Annotated in this window: 14 protein-coding genes, 1 pseudogene and 1 other annotated feature; of the genes and pseudogenes, 9 read left to right on the top strand and 6 right to left on the bottom strand. The window is 46.4% G+C overall.

Going from position 1 to position 18,439, the window contains the following annotated elements:
- Positions 1-101 precede the first annotated feature (101 nt).
- Positions 102-1,913, top strand: coding sequence for a beta-glucuronidase (uidA, locus tag KE627_RS05075; RefSeq protein WP_056938956.1), 1,812 nt, complete (start codon positions 102-104; stop codon positions 1,911-1,913).
- 94 nt (positions 1,914-2,007) lie between these two features.
- Positions 2,008-4,560, top strand: a complete 2,553-nt coding sequence (locus tag KE627_RS05070; RefSeq protein ID WP_056938955.1) for a glycoside hydrolase family 30 protein — start codon at positions 2,008-2,010, stop codon at positions 4,558-4,560.
- Between the two features lie 45 nt (positions 4,561-4,605).
- Here KE627_RS05070 and KE627_RS05065 read toward each other — a convergent pair whose 3' ends face one another.
- Positions 4,606-5,178, bottom strand: a complete 573-nt coding sequence (locus tag KE627_RS05065; RefSeq protein WP_013727051.1) for an LOG family protein — start codon at positions 5,176-5,178, stop codon at positions 4,606-4,608.
- 124 nt (positions 5,179-5,302) lie between these two features.
- Here KE627_RS05065 and KE627_RS05060 point away from each other — a divergent pair, with 124 nt between their 5' ends.
- The 4 genes from KE627_RS05060 (at position 5,303) to KE627_RS05045 (ending at position 9,881) form a co-directional block, all read left to right on the top strand.
- A complete protein-coding gene (locus KE627_RS05060; RefSeq protein ID WP_013727052.1) occupies positions 5,303-5,743 on the top strand; it encodes a GNAT family N-acetyltransferase in 441 nt (146 codons plus the stop codon).
- 24 nt (positions 5,744-5,767) lie between these two features.
- A complete protein-coding gene (locus KE627_RS05055; protein ID WP_082602313.1) occupies positions 5,768-6,970 on the top strand; it encodes an MFS transporter in 1,203 nt (400 codons plus the stop codon).
- A gap of 246 nt (positions 6,971-7,216) precedes the next feature.
- Positions 7,217-7,446, top strand: a binding site (T-box leader).
- 74 nt (positions 7,447-7,520) lie between these two features.
- Positions 7,521-9,140 carry a peptide ABC transporter substrate-binding protein gene (locus KE627_RS05050; RefSeq protein ID WP_056938954.1) on the top strand — a complete coding sequence of 540 codons (1,620 nt, stop codon included), beginning with the start codon at positions 7,521-7,523 and terminating at the stop codon, positions 9,138-9,140.
- Between the two features lie 51 nt (positions 9,141-9,191).
- Positions 9,192-9,881 carry a gamma-glutamyl-gamma-aminobutyrate hydrolase family protein gene (locus KE627_RS05045; protein WP_371862038.1) on the top strand — a complete coding sequence of 230 codons (690 nt, stop codon included), beginning with the start codon at positions 9,192-9,194 and terminating at the stop codon, positions 9,879-9,881.
- A gap of 244 nt (positions 9,882-10,125) precedes the next feature.
- On the opposite strand, the gene KE627_RS05040 is transcribed toward KE627_RS05045, so the two are convergent.
- Positions 10,126-11,040 (bottom strand): DMT family transporter, encoded by a 915-nt coding sequence (locus tag KE627_RS05040; protein WP_013727055.1) that lies wholly within the window; start codon positions 11,038-11,040, stop codon positions 10,126-10,128.
- Positions 11,041-11,148: 108 nt separating this feature from the next.
- Between KE627_RS05040 and KE627_RS05035 the strand changes: the two are divergent.
- Together KE627_RS05035 and KE627_RS05030 are read left to right on the top strand one after the other, a co-directional pair.
- Positions 11,149-12,564, top strand: a pseudogene (locus KE627_RS05035) (glutamate--cysteine ligase).
- Between the two features lie 140 nt (positions 12,565-12,704).
- Positions 12,705-14,027 carry a glutamate--cysteine ligase gene (locus KE627_RS05030; RefSeq protein WP_056938953.1) on the top strand — a complete coding sequence of 441 codons (1,323 nt, stop codon included), beginning with the start codon at positions 12,705-12,707 and terminating at the stop codon, positions 14,025-14,027.
- A gap of 431 nt (positions 14,028-14,458) precedes the next feature.
- On the opposite strand, the gene KE627_RS05025 is transcribed toward KE627_RS05030, so the two are convergent.
- From KE627_RS05025 to KE627_RS05015, 3 genes are read right to left on the bottom strand one after another with little or no spacing between them, the layout of a single operon-like run.
- Entirely contained in the window at positions 14,459-15,097 is a 639-nt protein-coding gene (locus tag KE627_RS05025) for an NAD(P)H-binding protein (RefSeq protein WP_013727058.1), read from the bottom strand.
- Positions 15,098-15,115: 18 nt separating this feature from the next.
- Positions 15,116-15,982 carry an aldo/keto reductase gene (locus KE627_RS05020; protein WP_013727059.1) on the bottom strand — a complete coding sequence of 289 codons (867 nt, stop codon included), beginning with the start codon at positions 15,980-15,982 and terminating at the stop codon, positions 15,116-15,118.
- Between the two features lie 5 nt (positions 15,983-15,987).
- Positions 15,988-16,425, bottom strand: a complete 438-nt coding sequence (locus tag KE627_RS05015) for a MerR family transcriptional regulator (RefSeq protein WP_013727060.1) — start codon at positions 16,423-16,425, stop codon at positions 15,988-15,990.
- 159 nt (positions 16,426-16,584) lie between these two features.
- On the opposite strand from KE627_RS05015, the gene KE627_RS05010 reads away from it, so the two are divergent.
- Positions 16,585-17,568, top strand: a complete 984-nt coding sequence (locus tag KE627_RS05010; protein ID WP_013727061.1) for a choloylglycine hydrolase family protein — start codon at positions 16,585-16,587, stop codon at positions 17,566-17,568.
- Between the two features lie 113 nt (positions 17,569-17,681).
- Here KE627_RS05010 and KE627_RS05005 read toward each other — a convergent pair whose 3' ends face one another.
- Positions 17,682-18,422, bottom strand: coding sequence for a gamma-glutamyl-gamma-aminobutyrate hydrolase family protein (locus tag KE627_RS05005; RefSeq protein ID WP_013727062.1), 741 nt, complete (start codon positions 18,420-18,422; stop codon positions 17,682-17,684).
- Between the last annotated feature and the right edge of the window lie 17 nt (positions 18,423-18,439).

Below are 18,439 nucleotides of genomic sequence, written 5' to 3'. Positions count from 1 at the left end.
CTATACCCGATAATATAGTAAAATTAAAGCAACAGCACAAAAGAAAGCGCTTGCGAAAGTGATAAACAATTACCACTTTTAAACCCTAGGAGGATGAAACGATGGAAAAAGGTTTACTTTATCCAGTTACCAATCAATTTAGACAAGATCAAAAGTTAGACGGCTTATGGGATTTTAAGTTTGACCCACAAGCTCAAGGTGAGGCCAAGGGATGGACAACCGGTTTTGACGATCCAATTAAGATGCCGGTCCCAGCCAGCTTTAATGATTTCTTTACCGACAAAGATTCCCGTGAGTATACCGGGGATTTCTGGTACGCCAAGAAGTTCTTCGTACCAACCTACATGGATGGCCAGACCATTCAGTTGCGTTTTGGAGCAGCAACCCACCGAGCAACCGTTTATGTAAATGGCCAAGAAATTCGCTCACACGAAGGCGGCTTTCTGCCTTTCACTGCAGATATTACCGATGCAGTGAAATTAGGTCAAGAAAATATTGTGACTTTGAAGATGAACAATGAACTTCATCGAGATGCATTGCCAGCAGGTGATACAGCCACTTTGAAGAACGGCAAGAAGATGGCTAAGCCTTTCTTTGATTTCTATAACTATTCGGGCTTAAACCGGAGTGTTCATTTATTAGCCGTTCCGAAGAACCATATTTATGATTACTCAACAACCTATGATGTCAGTGAGGATCAGGCAACCGTTCATTATAGTGTCCAAGCAACTGACGGCAGCAATTTCAAAGTCAGCCTGAGCGATGAGGATGGCAAGGTGGTCGCAACCGCTGAAGGACAGACTGGTGATTTGGTGGTTAAGAATCCGACATTATGGCAGGTTCGCGACGCCTATTTGTACACCATCAAATTTGAGTTATTGGATGCTGGCAAGGCTGGTGATGAATACAGTGATGAAATTGGTTTGCGAACCATCGAAATCAAAGGTCACGAAATCTTAGTCAACCACAAATCTGTCTACCTGCGCGGCTTTGGTCGTCACGAAGACAGCATTTATGCCGGTCGGGCATTTGATTTGAACGTTGAACGACGTGATATGAATCTGATGAAATGGATTGGAGCCAACTCATTTAGAAGTTCGCACTATCCATACGATGAACAGGTCTATAAATTTGCCGATCGCGAAGGCATTCTGATTACCGATGAAGTGCCTGCTGTTGGGTTCAAGATGGCTGCAGCCAGTTTCCTCGGCGGTTTAAACCAATCATTCTTTGACGGTGACTGGATTGATGAATTGTACAAGAAGCATATTGATCAGGTTAAGGACATGATCAAGCGTGATAAGAACCATCCAAGTGTCCTGGCATGGAGCTTATGCAACGAACCGGATACTTCAACTGACTCGGCGGTGCCATACTTTACCAAGTTGTTTAATGATTCAAAGGATTTGGATCCTGAACAACGACCAAGAACCTTTACCCTTAACGAGGACGACACCTTTGAAAAATCCAAGTGTTTGAAATTCCCTGACTTCTACCTCCTGAACCGTTATCCAGGCTGGTACCACAAGTGGGGATACGAAATCTCTGATGGTGAAGCTGGTTTGCGGGCTGAATTGGATGAATGGAAGAATTCTGACATCGATAGGCCGATTGTCTTCTCAGAATATGGTGCCGATACTGAACCAGGACTGCACAAGTTGCCATCGATTATGTGGAGCGAGGAGTATCAAATCGAATTGCTGGATATGTTCGATCGGGTATTTGACTCCTACGACTTTATCCGGGGTGAACAACCTTGGAACCTGGCCGACTTCCAGACCGTGGAAGGCAACATGCGGGTTAACGGTAACAAGAAGGGGATCTTTACCCGGGATCGTCAACCAAAAGCCGCAGCCTTTTATTTGAAGAAGCGTTGGACTTCATTACCACTGGATTATAAAGCAGGTAAATAGCATTGCAGGAGAGGTCGGAACAATACTTAACGAGTACTGGTGTTCCGGCCTCGTTGTATAAAAGCAAATAGGGTGACTGAAAAGGAGTGTTAACATGAACCAGACAAGTTTTGTCATTGACGGGGAGCAACTGGATCTAAATGCCAAAGATGCCAATACATTTAAAGGCTTTGGCTACTTGAGCTGTAACAATTCTTCCCGACTGCTGCTGGATTATAAATGGGAACATCGAGACAGTTATGATCAGATTTTGCAGATTCTCTTTGGTGGTAAGCATCCATTAATGCGGATGTTAAAAGTTGAAATGGGCGATGATGCCAACACGTCTTCTGGAACTGAACCGGCAACGATGCGCTCTGCCTCGGAAACCGCAAACGTTAACCGTGGGGCTGGTTTCCAGTTGATCGCCGACGCTAAGAAAATCCAACCGAACTTAAAAACGGCCATTCTGCGCTGGGGTGAGCCTGGTTGGCTGAGAAAAGATTGGTTCAACGCCAAGTCGGCTGATCCGGATGGTAAAGTGCCGGCAACTGCCTATGAGCCGATGTATCAGTGGTATAAACAGACGATCATCTCGGCTTATCAGACATATGGTTTTCTGATCGATTATATTGATCCTGACCGGAACGAAACCAAGCATCCGATGGTTAAATGGATCAAATGGTTTGCGGATCGCTTGGAAAACGATCAGTCTGAGTTTCCGAATGACTTTCCGATTAGTCGGTACCAGCAAATCAAAATTATTGCTGCCGATCAGAACTATGAACGTGATTTTGGCGATATGATGATTGCTGATCCGGACTTGCGTGAACGAGTCGAAGCACTTGGCTTTCACTACAACACCGATGATGGCGAAAAACAGCCGTTTACAAAGTTAGCAGACGATTACCATCATGAAGTTTGGTACAGTGAAGGAATTGCGCCGATGACGATGGGTAAGTACCGAGTTCGCGCCAGCAATGGTGACGGAATCAGCGGCCGTCAAAGCGGCTTGGATGTTGCTAACCGACTGATTAAGAGCTACGTGAAATCTCGTCGAAGTTTGTATATTTTCCAACCGGCAGTTTCCGCTTATTATACCGGGGTCAATTACAGTCACAAAGAGCTGATCAATGCCTGCCGACCGTGGTCAGGTTACTACGAAGTCGATAATGTCGGGCTGCAGTGCATGAAGCACTTTACTGATTTTGCCAAAGCCGGTTGGGAAGACGAAGGTGCTTGGCGGTACTTAACCAGTGCCTGCGACAGTCAAGTCGGCGGAACTGAAAACCTGGATCATAATCGGCAGGCCCCAAGTTACATGACTTTGATGGCACCAGACAAGGCCAACTACTCTGTGATTTTTGATAATGACAGTCCTGAAGCGCGCACCTACCAGATTCTGCTGAAAAATCTTCCGGCTTGTGAAGACAAACCGGTTGCCGTTTGGCAAAGCGTTGGTCCCGAGCATACTGGAGATGCATATGACAGTCGGATGAAGCAGTTACGAGAAACCGTTTCGCCAACGGACGGTTTGCTCAAAATTATTGTTGCACCCCATTCGATTGCGACCGCCACCACATTGGATTTGGCTGACGATCCGGAAGTGGTCTATCATCGCTTGGAGAGCCCCCATGAAGACCACACCCTTGGTATCAAATCTGATGATGGCGTTTTGTATGAAGATGATTTTAGTTGCTCGGGCTACCCAGAAAATTATTTATCTTCTCGAGGGAATACGCCACGGTTCACTGCTGATCAAGGTGGCGCCTTTGAAGTGGTCCAGACCGACGAAGGCAACGTCATGCAGCAGATGATTACCGATAAGCAGCGGGCTCTTGACTGGGAATATTCATTTGCTCCCAACTTAACATTCGGCGACGACCACTGGACGGATTACGAGGTTGCCGTGTCAATGAAATTTGACGATCAAACTCAGCAGAATTCGCCAACCGGAAACTACTTTGGGATCGGTTTGCGGGAAATGACCGACGTCAAGGGTCGCCTTGAGAGTGCCCCGTATGTCTTTAAAGTAGCCATTGATGGTGGATGTGAGTTGATTAAGGATGACCAAATTATTGCCGTGGAACACATTGACGGCTTGGATGTTTCGGCAACGCATCAAGTCACGTTTGCAGCGGAAGGTAATCATTTAACTGCGACATTTGATGGGCAGCGGGTTTTCGATTATACCGACACCGACAATCCACATTACAGTGGCCGCGTCAAGCTTGGGAGCGGGTATTACCATACCCAGATTCAGCAGTTAACAGTTACCCAGGGCAAACAGCCACATTTGATTGAACACAGGGTAGATGATCTCGATTCAGCTGTTCAATATACAGGCAAATGGGATCATGTTTGCGGTTTGGGCAATACCAAATGGAATCGAACACTGTCGATGGCAAGTGCCGACCAAGATAATGTGCCAGGCTTTGAATTTGACTTCAACGGATCTGGATTCTCACTGATTGGGGCTCAAGATGCTGGCAGTCGTCTGAAGGTGACGGTGGATGGAGCCGTTCGCAATTGGAATCTGGCACCACAAGTTGGTGCTGATCGGACAGAGAATATCGTTGTTCATGGGTTGTCTGCCGGTAAACATCATGTCGCCATCCAAGTTGTTGGTGGTCGTTACACACTAGATGCGGTGGATTTCTTAAAATAATCCAGAAAAAAGCGAACTGAAATTTCAGTTCGCTTTTTGTATCCCTTAATATTGACGAATTTTAGGTGGTGTGTAGTTCGTCATGAACGTATAAATTTCATCCAGTGAATCGGAGAACAGCACCTTCTTGCGGTCAGCTGCCGATAAGAAACCTTCGCTGGTCATCTTATCAAACATTTTGGCCAACAGGTCATAGTAACCATTCACGTTATAAAACACGCAGGGGTTGGGATTATCCCCCAGCCGAGCCCACGAGAAGGCCTGGGTGATTTCTTCAAGCGTTCCGATGCCGCCGGGAAGGGCGATACAGCCATTGGAGATGTTCATCATCTCAGCTTTGCGGGCAGACATGTTGTCGGTTACCGTCAAATCTGATAATTCTCTTAAACGCGGTGACTCAGCTCCTCGAGCAACTAACTGCTTGGTGGTGACACCGTGAATTTTCCCGCCTTCAGCCAATACTTGATCGGACAACACGCCCATCAACCCGACGCCACCACCGCCGTAAATCAATTCAAGATCGTGGCTGACTAACCAAGATGCCAGTTTTTTAGTGGCGGTGACGTATACGGGATTCGTGCCGGTTGCGGCCCCGCAGTACACAGCTATCCTTTTCATATCCAGTCTCCTTTGAAAATAGTCTAGTCTTATTCTACCAGTTTTTCTGAAAACAATTTTTGAAAATCGACATAGGGGACTATAATTAAATTACCATTTCACGAAATAATTTAAGGAGGTTACCATGGAAACCTATATTTTAGATGATTCAGACGACATGTGGCAGCATTTTGCCAAACTGATTGGCAACGTTTCTTGGCCGGCAGGCAAATATTTGGCCAATGAAATGCTCGGCGGACGGGTGTCTGATTGGGAACGGGTTATCGTTCTAATGGATGACGACCAGTTAGTGGGCTTTTGTGCGGTCGTTCGGGAAGATATCGTTAAAGGAACCGGCTATTCACCATTCATTGGCTTTGTCTTTGTCAGCGAGGATTACCGCGGCAGACATCTCAGCCAACAGTTGGTCAAATTGGCCGAGAACCAAATCAAACAAATTGGGTTTCATAAGGCATACATTGTCACCAAACACGTTGGACTGTACGAAAAATTGGGGTACGAACAAATCGATACTTCCGTCGACCAGTTGGGAAGAAAGATGAGGATTCTAGCAAAGCAATTATAATCTGATTGAGGAGAGAAAGAACTAATGAACGAAGAGACCACAGTACCAAGCCGCCAGAAAGTCATTTTGGGTGCTCTGCTGATATTTTTAGTGGGTGCCAATATGCGGACGGCGATTACGATTGTGCCACCAATTTTGACCAATATTCAAAACTCCTTTCAGATGCCGGAATGGTTTCTGGGGAGCTTAACGACAATTCCTTTGATCTGCTTTGGATTATTATCACCGACGGTTACATATTTTATTAAGCGCTTCGGGATTTTGCCGGTAACGATGGTGGATCTGGGCTTGCTGACAATCGGCAACTTCATCCGGGTTTATTCCTTTACCAGCTTACTGTTCGGGACAATCTTGATTGGTTGTGGGATTGCGATGTTGAATGTCCTCGCACCAACTTTGGTTTCCTATTTGTTTCCGATGCAGATCGGGACTTATACCGGGATGTATGTTTTCGCGTTGTCACTATCGAGTTCGATTTCTGCCGGCTTTAGCGCCGTAGTCAGTCACTTGATCACTTGGCAGGTGATGATTCAATTCATTTCGATTATTCCAGTTATCACAATTATCGTGGCGATCATGTTGAGAACTTCAGGCAAACGCAAGACCTCAGTCAAAAAGACGGCGACACCACTTAATCCAGAGGTCAAAGTGAGCGTTTGGAAGCGGCCGCTTGCCTGGGCATTGGGTGGCTTCATGGGTTTGCAGTCACTTCTTTTTTACTCAATTCTAACCTGGCTGCCACCAATCCTGATGGCATCAGGGATTAATCAGAATACGGCAGGATACTTGTTGGGGCTGCTCCAGTTAGTGGCACTGCCGATTTCCTTTGTCGTTCCAAGAATTATCAGCTCGGTTGCCAAACAGTCAACGATGATTTGGACGATCTCTGGTTTGTTTATCGTCGGATTGGGATCATTAATGATGGCTGAAACCAGTTTCTGGTTTGCGGTCCTTGCTTGTGTCCTTTTGGGATTGTCAACCAATATGGCGTTCAGCGAGGCAATGACCTTGTTCTCGCTGAAGACAAGAACCCCCAACGAAACAGCCTCAGTCTCTGGAATGGGTCAATCATTTGGTTACCTATTGGCAGCGACAGGCCCGATGATTTGCGGCTGGATGAATGGCCTGACCACAAACTGGTTTGCGGTTTTGATTTTCCTACTGGCTGTGACCGTTGTCATGACTTTTGTGGGGTTGTTGGTTGATCGTGAGGAGTATGTGTTTTAAAAATCAGTGTGGGCAAATAAGCGCCTAGCTTCCAGAGTATAAGAGAGTTCGCCAAATATCCAGGGCTTGGATATTTGGCGAACTCTCTTATACGGCCGGAAACTGCTTATTTGCCCACGATTCCACTAGGTAATAGTAAAAAGGCACAAAGTAAACACCAAAATTACATTCCACAAACGCCTCATTAAAAATAAATTAAAAAATGAGTTGACTCTCAGAAAAAATCTGTTACGATAATCACTAATATATTTAACGAGGATCGAATGAGTAATCAGTGGAGTTAGCCAAGAGAGCTGTCACGTCGGTGAAAGACAGCCTAACGAGATTGATGAATATGGTTCGTGAGTTGCAGTAGCCGAGCACTTGTAAGGCTACGATGTTGGGCACATTATCGTCTACAGTTTGAAAACTGACTGAGAAAGCATGCGTGAGTGTGCTTTGAAATAGGGTGGTACCGCGATACGTTCGCCCCTATGGCAGCTTTAACAATTGACCGGTTTGTTAACGCAAACCGGTTTTATTTTTCGAAATTTTGAGGAGGCGGATACTGATGAAGAAGATAGTCGTTTCAGTAGTGGGATTGGTGAGTGTTTTGGTGTTAAGCGCCTGTGGCAAGTCAACGTCCAGTAAGGATGCGACCAGCCGGACCTTTCGAACGACAGCCCAGACAAATGTCATCACTGTCGATCCTAATCGGGCAACTGATGTTGGGAGTTATTTGGCAATTTCGCAAGTTGTCGAGGGCCTGTATAAACAAAATAATCAAGGAAAGATTGTACCGTCGGTGGCGACCAAAATTGTTCAGCCAACTAATGGCGGGAAAACCTACACCTTTAACTTGCGGCACGATGCCAAATGGAACGATGGCAGTCGGGTCACTGCCGGCGACTTTGTGGCCTCGTTCAGACGACAAGTTGACCCCAAGACCAAGTCTCAACGTGCCGGTCATTTGAGCGATATTCAGAATTATGATGCGGTTAATTCTGGCAAAGCGGCGCCATCCAAATTAGGTGTTAAGGCCATTAGCAAGTATAAACTGCAGCTCAAGTTGAGCCACCCGGTTCCGTATTACAACTACGTGATCGCTACCCAGTTGTATCCGATTAATCAGCGGGCGCTCGCCAAATGGGGGAGTAAATACGGTCAGGATTCAAAGCACGCGGCTTCCGACGGTGCTTATGAAATTAAGAACTGGAATTCTTCCAAAGATACCTGGAACTTGGTCAAGAACAAAGACTACTACGATGCGAATAAAGTCGACTTAACCAGAATTCATTTCCAAGTTGTGAAAACACCACAAACCAGCATGCGGTTATTTCAGGCAAAAGACATCGATGAGACCCAAATTTCGGGCAGTTTGGTTGCTGATGCCAAGAAACAATTTAAGAATGAAACGGTGGTTTCAAAATATGGTCAGTTAGCCTTTATCCCTTGGAACAATTACCGTAAGACGACGCGGAATCTCAATTTGCGGCGGGCACTAAGCTACGCTATTAATCGACAATCCTTGGCAAAGAACGTCTTAAAGGACGGATCACTGCCGGCCCAATCAGTGGTTCCGGAGGGTGAAGTTAAAGATGCCAGTGGCAAAGATTTCAATGCCGGGGTTGCCCCAAAGTTGACGTATAATCTCACTAAAGCCCGCCACTACTTCAAATTAGCCCAAGAAGAGTTGGGAAAAGAAACCATCAATGTTCAATTGTTAACCGCGGACACCGATGCCTATAAAGCCGTCGCCGAATATATTCAATCACAGGCCAAAAAAGTATCGCCCAACTTTAATTTGACCGTGCGCTCAATTCCATTGCAGCAAGAGATTTCCGACTTCAGTAATCACAAGTTTGACGCCGGCACGCTCGGGTGGTCGACAGACTTCCCAGATCCAATTGATTATCTGAACTTGGCTGCCAAAGCCGGGGTCATCAACTTTACCAAGTGGACGAACGATAAGTATCAAAAACTGATTGATCAGATTAATGACACAACGCACCAAACTGCTGGGCAACGAGTGAAACTGCAGCAGCAGGCCGCCTCGTTGTTAAACGAACTTCAAGGCGTCACGCCACTGTACCAGTACGCTTCGGTTCATTTGCGAACCAAGAATATTAAAGGCTTGGATTATCCATTAATTGGTTATCAGAAGTATGAGTATGCAAGCTGGAAGAAGTAGTAGAGGAGATTTGATTTTATGACGATTAAAATTGGCATTGCCAGTAATCATTTGATTCATCCAACTGAACGATTCGGAACAAATTTTGTCGATTATATTCAACGAGACTATGTCACTGGGCTGAGACATGCTGGGATGTTGCCGTTAGTCCTGCCCTTGGGCGATCCGAAAGACGCTGAAGATTATATTGCTGGAGTTGACGGGCTGCTGTTGTCTGGCGGCCAGGGGGTGACGCCAATTTTGTATGGCGAAGAGCCCTTGGCGGAAGTTGCTGAAACGGATATTTACCGGGATCAATTTGAAATTGCCTTGATTAAAGCTGCTCAGAAAGCTGACAAACCGGTGCTGGGGATCTGCCGTGGCATGCAGGTGATTAACGTCGCGTTAGGCGGCAATCTGTACCAGGACATCTATAAACAAGCCGGGGCAACGGAGAAACACAATCAGTATCCAACATCTTGGGAGATTCCTACTCACCATGTGACAACCACCGAGGACTCATGGCTTCACCAAATCTTGGGTGAGCGGTTTGCGGTTAATTCCTTTCACCATCAAGGGATTCATGAACCGGGTAATGGCTTGAAAGTCGTTGCCAAAAGTGATGATCAGGTCGTTGAAGGGATCGAATCAAACAATGGTCGAATTATCGGCGTTGAATTTCATCCGGAGATGATGCGGGCAGTTCATCCGGAATTCCAGCGGATTTTTGATTATTTTGCTAAATTGGCAACAGAGAATTAATATAAATGTCAAAGGCTGAAGCCCAGTGATTGTACTGGTGCTTCAGCCTTTTTTTCGCCTACTTAACAATGATAGAGTTGATGATGTTACGGCACCTCTGAGCGCCACTTCTATCTAGACCAAACGTGCAGCAATCGGCTGATCCCGGCCATGTAAGGCACTTAAGCAATCATTCCAAGCCCGGGAATCAATGCTTAAGTGCCTTACATTCTGGGATCAAAACGCCTCTTTCTCCACTCTATGCTTAAATCTCCGCTGCCGGATTCGTCGTATACGTTGCCCACGCCTGAACAGCGACTGTGCCCAGGATTAGGACGGCGCCGATGGTTTCCGGTACGCCAAAGCTGACGCCAAGAAAAATGATCGAAAGTGTGGTTGCTGATAGCGGTTCGAATGACCCCAATACGCTGGCAGTCGTCGGTTGAATGTATCGCAGGCTTTGAAGGTAAAATAGGTATGCAAACATCGTGCCGAAGATCACCACAAAGGAGACGCTGCCGTATGTTGTCCAAGAAAAGGCCGGCATGTCGTCCCAGATCCGGTAATAAAGACTAAAGGCGGTTCCACCGATTAGCATTGACCAACCAACGATGGGAATCGAGCCGTATTCTTTCAGGAGGTTTCGTGGTAATAAGGTATAGAGGGTGGAACTAACCGCTGCCCCCACACCCCACACAAAGCCCCCTAACGGCATTGCCAATGTGGTCAGTTGACCATGAGTCACGAGAAGAACTGTCCCCGACAAAGCCATAATGACCGAGAAGACGTCGATTCGCCGGGGAAAGCGCCGGGTCCACAGAGCTAAATAAATAATAATCATTGCTGGTGCCAAGAACTGAAGGATGGTGGCGGTGGCGGCATTACCAGCCTCAATCGCCATGAAATATGTATATTGTGAAGCAGCCATTCCAATAAAGCTAAAGAAGATTAAGCTTAGTGAGTCCCTTTTGTGGTGCCAAACCCGCATTTCTTGTCGATGATTGCCAATCAAACCATACAGGACCAACAGAATACCCGAAATCAGCATTCGGACAGAAACCAGCCAGTGTGAGCTTACATGGATATCGTCAAATAAAAATTGGGCAAGTGTTCCCGAGATTCCCCATAGTAAAGGTCCCAGCATTGCCAACACAATGCCGCGGATACTTCCATTCTTCACCTGATTCACCTCCCATACATAATGAACCAATTATATTACAAAGATAACCGATTTAGAATAACCCTTTGTAAAATAAAGTGAATTGCGTTAGAGTATCATTAATATTTAATGATAGAACAATACATAAGAGGAGGCCTGCACATGTTTGATAAAATTGGCCAGATTATTTTCAACAACGAAATTGTCGCGAATGCCAGCGACTTTAATATGGGCATTGAGGTCGAAACGATTCGGATTGATTCGGCTGGAAGATTAACCAAGGAACCGTACCCCAAAGCCCTTGGCAATCAACGAAAGAACCATTTCATCAAAACAGATGTTTACCAGATTCAAAGTGAGATTATCACACCGACTGCCCGCAAGTCCTTGGATGCGATGCATTATTTGATGGCACTTAATGATACGCTGTGAAATGCTTTGGAGCCTAACGAATTATTATGGCCGCTGAGCATGCCGCCCGTGTTGCCCCAAGACAAAAGCACGATTCCAATCGCTGATGTTGACCCCGAACAGAAGGCCTACTACGAAAAATGGATCAAAACCCGTAGCGATACCCAAGGGATTCCTGTCGGGGTCCATTTGAACGTCAGCATTAATGACGACGTGCTCAAAACGGTTTGGCAGGCGGTTGACGATCAGTATGATTCATACGCTGATTTTGTAAATTATATTTATATCAAGATCGCCCAAGGCTTTGACTACTACCGGTGGTTAATCACTTATTTGTTTGGTAATAGTCCAATCGCTGAAAAGAATTTCTTCAAACCCGATGAGGACCAGCCGCAGCATGAAGTGCGCAGTATTCGTTCATCGAACTATGGATTGACGTCTGATGTGACCCACAATTATCGCAGTGTGCCGGATTACGTCAAGAATATCGAGTCAAATATTGCCAGCGGCGCCTTGTTCAGTGAAGCCGAATACCATTCAAGCGTTCGTCTGAAAACCATGCATGGCGACCTAACTGACATGATCAAAAACGGGACCGAATACATTGAGTTACGAATGCTGGATCTTGACCCGACGACCGCCTTGGGTGTGCGGACATCCGCCATCCGCTTTTTCAGAATCCTGCTAAGTTATTTCATGATGATGCCGACTCTTGAAAGCGATGAGAAGATTAACCTCAAGTTGGAACAGGGGCGGGCAATGAACGAAGTGGTTGCCCTTGAAAGCCCATCCCAACAGACAATTTATCATCATGAGGCGCAAACTTTCTTGGATCAACTCCAATTGTTTGGGGCCCAGATTCAGTGGGGCCCTGAATACCAGGAAGTCTTGGATACGATGCAGGATCGACTCGACAACCCGAACCTGACGCCGGCTGCAACGCTGTGCGATCATGAGGTTGACGGCTCACTGATGTCATACGGTCTGGCAATGGCCAACCGTTATCAAAATCGCGCCCATGAGAATCCTAATCCATTTACCGGCTTTGAGGAACAGCCCGATATGACGGCCAACGAACTCAGGCAGCGTCTGTTTGGTGTCATGGGGAAACCGGAAAATTATAAGAACGGCTGATTCGTTGACATGCGGCTGACGAATCACTAAAATACTTGATAATTAATTGAAGCCTCTACCAGGTTTAGACGAAGCGAAGCTGTGATGTCCTACAAGTTTTTTCTTGTAGGATATTTTTGAAAATAAAGGATGGTGGGCAAATGAAACAAGCAAAAGAAGTTTCTGATTTCATTAATTCGACGGTTGGGTTGGAGGTGGAAACCCACCGGATAAATAAAAGCGGTCAGTTGAGTCACAAATCATATCCTAAAGGCCTGCTAAATGAGCGTCAGCACCATTTTATCAAGAATGACTTTTTGGAAACGCAGTCTGAATTGATTACCCCGCCAACCAAAACCACCTTGAAGGGGTTGAAATACCTGGGCGTGTATCATCAGGCACTGCGAAGTGAGTTGGCTGGTAAAGAGTACCTCTGGCCATACAGCATGCCGCCGAAATTAAAAGCGGACCATTCTGATATTGTGATTGCCCAAACCGACCCCAAGAGCTATGAGTACCGCCAACAGGTGGCCAAGATCCGAAAAATTGAACGAACTGCCGAGACCGGAGTTCACGTCAATATCGGGTTGACGAAGAAGGCCATCAAGGACTTAACTGCTCAGGAGGCCAATGTGAGCACCGATGATCTGTATCTCCAGGCAGCGGTTGGCTTTATGCGCTACCGCTGGCTGTTGACGTACCTGTTTGGCGCAACACCGGTGGCCTTTACTAATTATTTTGCTCCAAATACCGATGCGCCCATCAGTCCGGTCAGATCACTGCGTAATTCGCACTTTGGCTTTGGAAATGGGTTTATTTCCAGTTATCAAAGTGTCCAACAGTACGTTGACGGCATCTTGAAGGCCGTGGATGATCAAAAGCTGATTGCCCAGCGTGAGTATTATGGGACGGTGCGGTTAAAGCGTAGCGATAATGTTTCTGACCTCCTAACCAAGGGAATTGCCTACCTGGAGCTGAGAATTTACGATTTAGATCCTTTTGAACCGTTGGGGGTGTCTGAAGATGCCGTCGACTTGGTCCGTTTGATGTTTGCCTATTTTGTCAGTCATCGCCCATTTGATTTGCGGACGGCGGATGAAGATATTGCTAAGGCAGACCAGAAAAATGATGTCGTTGCTTTGGAAAATCCATTGAAGATTAGTCAATATCATGATGAGGCGGCGGAATTTATCGGTAAACTGGAAAAGTTCAGCGCTCAAGCTGTTATCCCATTCAATGCTCAACATCTGTGTTTCAAATTAATGGAAATGATTGACGACCCGGTGTTGACGCCGAGTGGGCGAATGGCTAATTGGCTCGGTGAAGACTCGAAAAAGGTGTTTGAAGAACTGTTAAAATTTGCCAAGGGCTACCAGGATGATTTGATTCATAACCCGGCAATCGGCTTCGAATCATTGAGTGCCGCGGACCAGAAGGAAATCTTGGCGACCTTGAAGCAGGGAATTCCGGTGAGAATCAAATAAGAGTGGAGCAAGAGGCGTTTTGATCCCAGAATGTAAGGCGATTAAGCGATTATTCCCGGGCCTGGAATGATTGCTTAATTGCCTTACATGGCGGGGATCAGCCGATTGCTGCACGTTTCGGCAAGGTAGAAGTGGTGCTGGTGCATGGAGCAAGAGGCGTTTTGATCCCAGAATGTAAGGTGATTAAGCGATTATTCCGGGGCTTGGAATGATTGCTTAATGGCCTTACATGGCGGGGATCAGCCGATTGATGCACGTTTCGGCAAGGTAAAAGTGGTGCGGAGTGGTGTACAAAAGTTGCAGACTCATGTCAACTAATGCTTGGAAGCCGCCGCGAAGAGCCCATTATCCAAACAGAAGTTGCCCACAAAAAAGGTCGGAACAATAGGCTAAACCACCTACGTTCCGACCTTTCAATATGAATTGGTAAATTAATAAAAACTAGGTTTACTCCACTCAGTCCCCGGCTCACCCAAGCCTAAGCTTTCACGATGGTAATCCGCTTTTCCGGTTAACAAATCAGTGACAAACTGAGCAACGGCTTGTCGGGTGACTTGCGCTTCCTTGAAGGGTTCACCCTTTTTAGTAACGTGAACCTGCGTATTGCCGGCTTGATTATACAGCCAGGTGATCCGCAAAATCACATAGTCCAAATCACTAGCTTCGACAATGTCGGCCGACTTCTTTCGATCCGATTTCCAAATAATTCCGGTGTGTTCTCGATACCAGGCTTGAAACTTGCCGGTAACTTCCTGGTATAAATCAGGAATGTTGGCGGCAATGAACCGGGTGACCTTGGCTTCATCGAGAACCTTCACAATGCCGTCGGTGATTTCCGGTCCGGCAACAAAGCTCAGATACACCGCATCGGCGTCCTTTAAGTTGGCTTTGATTTTATCAAACTCGGTGAAATCGCCATCGACAAACGTCACGCGGGGACTCTTTTTGGCTGCCAAGCGAGATGAGACGTTATGACCATACAAGACCAAATCAAAATCGGTTTGAGTTAACAGGTCATCAGTCACCATTTGACCAATCTGGCCGGCTGCTCCTAAAATCATTACTTTCAAAATTTTACCTCCATTGGGTTACTTATCGTCATTGTTCCAGCGACCGCCGCCACCCAGACGTTCAACCATCTTTGGATCACGGTGGTCAAAGAATGCCGATTCCTTCATATCCAGGTTTTGGATGAGCTGCATTTCTTCATCGGTCAATTCGAAGTCAAAGATGTTGATGTTTTCAATCATCCGCTCCTTGTGAACCGACTTGGCCAGTGTGATAACGTCCCGTTGGTACAGCCAGCGCAGAACAACTTGGCCAACCCCTTTATGATGATTTTGGGCAATTTCTGATAAGACATCGTTGGTAAATAAGCCGTGCTTGCCTTCTGCGAACGGTGCCCAGGCCTCTGGCTGGATGCCTAATTTCTTCATCCAGTCGAGTTCATCCTGCTGCTGGAACCAGGGATTTAATTCAATCTGGTTGACTTGTGGGGTGACCTCGTTATGCTGCGCTAAGTCGACAAATCGGTCGGCGTTAAAATTGGAGATCCCAATCGCCCGAATCTTGCCTTCTTTTTGAAGCTCTTCCATGGCTCGCCATGAGCCGTAAACGTCTCCGTATGGCTGGTGAATCAAGTAAAGGTCCAAATAATCCAGCTTCAATTTGGTTAACGCCTGCTCAAACTCTTTCTTAGTCGCGTCATAGCCGGTATCACTCACCCAAACTTTGGTGGTCACAAACAGCTGGTCACGAGGGATGTTGGATTCTTTAATGGCATCGCCGACTTCGGTTTCGTTGCCATAAGCCTGAGCAGTATCAATGAGTCGATACCCAGCCGAGAGAGCATCGGCAACAGCTTGTTTAGTTCCACCGTTTTCGATTTGGAAAACGCCGAAACCGGCTGCTGGGATTTCAATGCCGTTATTTAATTTAAATGTTGGTGTATTCATGATGATTATTCTCCTTTATGATTGTCTTTCAAATATGGTTTCTGCCAGAGTTTCTCCGCGTTGTCGGCGGTCATTTCACCGGCATCGAATTTGGCTAAATGCTCATCGAAGGTGTCAATTTTATATTTCAGCAGGGCTTGCGTGTCCTGCATTTCTTTGAGTTTTTCGTTTAAAATCGTCAACTGTTCATGCAAAATATCCTTTTGAGCTTGCCGGACGGCCCCACCTTTGCGGGCCAGGGTGGCAAACTCAATCAAAGATTCAATTGACAGGCCGGCGCTTCTTAAACTTTTCGCCAGGAAAATCCAATTCAAGTCATTGGTTTGGTAGACACGATAACCGTTGTGATCGCGTTTAACCGGGGGAATGACGCCAATCCGCTCGTAGTAGCGAAGCGTATCGGTAGACACCCCAAGTAGTTCCGAGACTTTCTTACTGTTCATTATTTCAATACCTCCGTTCCTCAACTGACAAATACAATATAAACCGTGGAGTGGACTCCATAGCAAGTAAAAAAACTTTAAATATCAATTTAATTTATTTCAGATCTGGTTATTTGATTTTTGAAAGACTAAACTGAGTTTCAAAGGAGTGATAAATGAATGTGTACAAGTGTGACTTTTCTATCTGAAACGGGCGACAACTTTTTAGCCCGAACTATGGATTTTGCTTTTGAATTAGATGGCCGACCAATCGTGATCCCCCGAAAGCAGCATTTTGACAGTGATGCCGCAGAGGCTGGATACGATACGACCTATGGTTTTGTCGGTGCCGGCAGAAACTTGGGCCATTATATTTTGGTTGACGGTGTCAATGAGAAGGGCTTAAGCGCAGCTGCACTGTATTTCAGTGGCGAAGCAACCTACGCCAAAACGGCTAAGACAAACCGGGTCAACCTGGCACCCCACGAAGTTTTGAATTGGCTGTTGGGCAATGCCAGTGACTGTGAGGACCTGGGCCGCAAAGTCGACCAGCTAAACATCATCGATGCTCCGGTCAAGATTCTTGGCAAGGCCACCCCGCTTCACTGGATCATTTCTGATCGCTCGGGTGCCTGCTATGTCTTGGAAATGCTGGCAGATGGCATTCATTATCAAAAGAACCCCGTTGGCGTCATGACCAACAGTCCGGACTTTGGCTGGCATTTGAAAAACCTCAGCAACTACACCGAGTTGAAACCATCACCACATCCTGCCCGCTCATATAACGGGTATGAAATTACGTCATTTGGGCCCGGAAGTGGGGCGCTGGGGATGCCTGGTGACTATACTTCTGTTTCGAGATTTATTCGCACCGTATTTATGCGGGAATATGCCGATCAGGTACCAACTGATCAAACTGTCAACGAACTCAGCCACATTTTGAACTCGGTTGAAATTCCCAAGGGCGTTAAGTTGAAGCAGGATGGCAGCGAAGATTACACCCAGTACCGCGGCTATATGGATATGAAAAATTGTGCTTACTATATGCAGCCTTACGATAATCAAACGATCTACAAGGTGTCCTTGTCAGAAGAACTGCTGAATAAAAAGGCACCGAGTGAATTTCCGATTAAACACCAACAAGTATACGAAACGCTTCGGTGAGGTATCCTCACTGAATGGCGGTTCGTGCACACATGAGTTGTTAAAATCTAAGAAAAAACGCTCGATCATCCCTTTACTGGAATGGTCGAGCGTTTTTTGAATAGTGATAAAACCTATTTTCTGGTCTTGTCAGCGACCTTTTGGCTGCGATTAATGAAGTCCTTGAATAGCTTCCGCGAGTCCTCATAATGCTTGTAAATGTTTTCTGGATGCCACTGGACTGCTAATATCTGATCATTATCTACTGATTCAATCGCTTCAATCACTTGGTCATCGGCTCTGGCGGTCACCTTCAAATACGGGGCGACGTCTTTAACGGCCTGGTGATGACGTGAATTGACATATGGGCGCTGGCCAATAATGTCATTCAAGCGGCTGTGTGGATCAACTGTGACGTGATGAGATGGCATGTTGCCTGGGGCTTCCTGGGAATGTTTCAAAGTCGCGTGTAAGTCCTGGGACAAATCTTGATAGAGGGTTCCGCCCAGGCCAACGTTAATCAGCTGCATCCCTCGGCAGATTCCCATGATGGCTTTGCCGGCAGTCACAGACTGTTTCAATAATTCAATTTCAAATAAGTCGCGTTTGAGATAAGTCATCCCCAGCTTCTGGAATGGTTCTTCACCATAGAAAGTGGGATCGACATCAGCGCCGCCAAGGAAACAGACGCCGTCAAACAGTGTCATATAATCGCGCACGTCTTCGGGATTGACACTTGGGAAAATGACAGGTACGCCACCGGATTTAACGATGGCTTCGATTGCTGGCCGAGGCGCGAACGCGGCATTTCGTTCATTAATGACGTTGGTTGCCTCGGCGAGCGTGTCAGCAGGTAATGCGATTCTTGGGCGCAATAAAATCCCTCCTCAAT

The sequence above is a fragment of the Lentilactobacillus buchneri genome (genome assembly GCF_018314255.1).
Classification (GTDB): domain Bacteria; phylum Bacillota; class Bacilli; order Lactobacillales; family Lactobacillaceae; genus Lentilactobacillus; species Lentilactobacillus buchneri.
Note: the sequence above shows the minus strand (reverse complement) of the source record. Positions and strands in the feature narration are given on the sequence as shown.

Bases quoted from the DNA above. Each gene is read 5' to 3' on its own strand.
- uidA (WP_056938956.1), top strand. From the start codon at position 102: ATGGAAAAAGGTTTACTTTATCCAGTTACCAATCAATTTAGACAAGAT.
- KE627_RS05070 (WP_056938955.1), top strand. From the start codon at position 2,008: ATGAACCAGACAAGTTTTGTCATTGACGGGGAGCAACTGGATCTAAAT.
- KE627_RS05065 (WP_013727051.1), bottom strand. From the start codon at position 5,178: ATGAAAAGGATAGCTGTGTACTGCGGGGCCGCAACCGGCACGAATCCC.
- KE627_RS05060 (WP_013727052.1), top strand. From the start codon at position 5,303: ATGGAAACCTATATTTTAGATGATTCAGACGACATGTGGCAGCATTTT.
- KE627_RS05055 (WP_082602313.1), top strand. From the start codon at position 5,768: ATGAACGAAGAGACCACAGTACCAAGCCGCCAGAAAGTCATTTTGGGT.
- KE627_RS05050 (WP_056938954.1), top strand. From the start codon at position 7,521: ATGAAGAAGATAGTCGTTTCAGTAGTGGGATTGGTGAGTGTTTTGGTG.
- KE627_RS05030 (WP_056938953.1), top strand. From the start codon at position 12,705: ATGAAACAAGCAAAAGAAGTTTCTGATTTCATTAATTCGACGGTTGGG.
- KE627_RS05020 (WP_013727059.1), bottom strand. From the start codon at position 15,982: ATGAATACACCAACATTTAAATTAAATAACGGCATTGAAATCCCAGCA.
- KE627_RS05015 (WP_013727060.1), bottom strand. From the start codon at position 16,425: ATGAACAGTAAGAAAGTCTCGGAACTACTTGGGGTGTCTACCGATACG.
- KE627_RS05010 (WP_013727061.1), top strand. From the start codon at position 16,585: ATGTGTACAAGTGTGACTTTTCTATCTGAAACGGGCGACAACTTTTTA.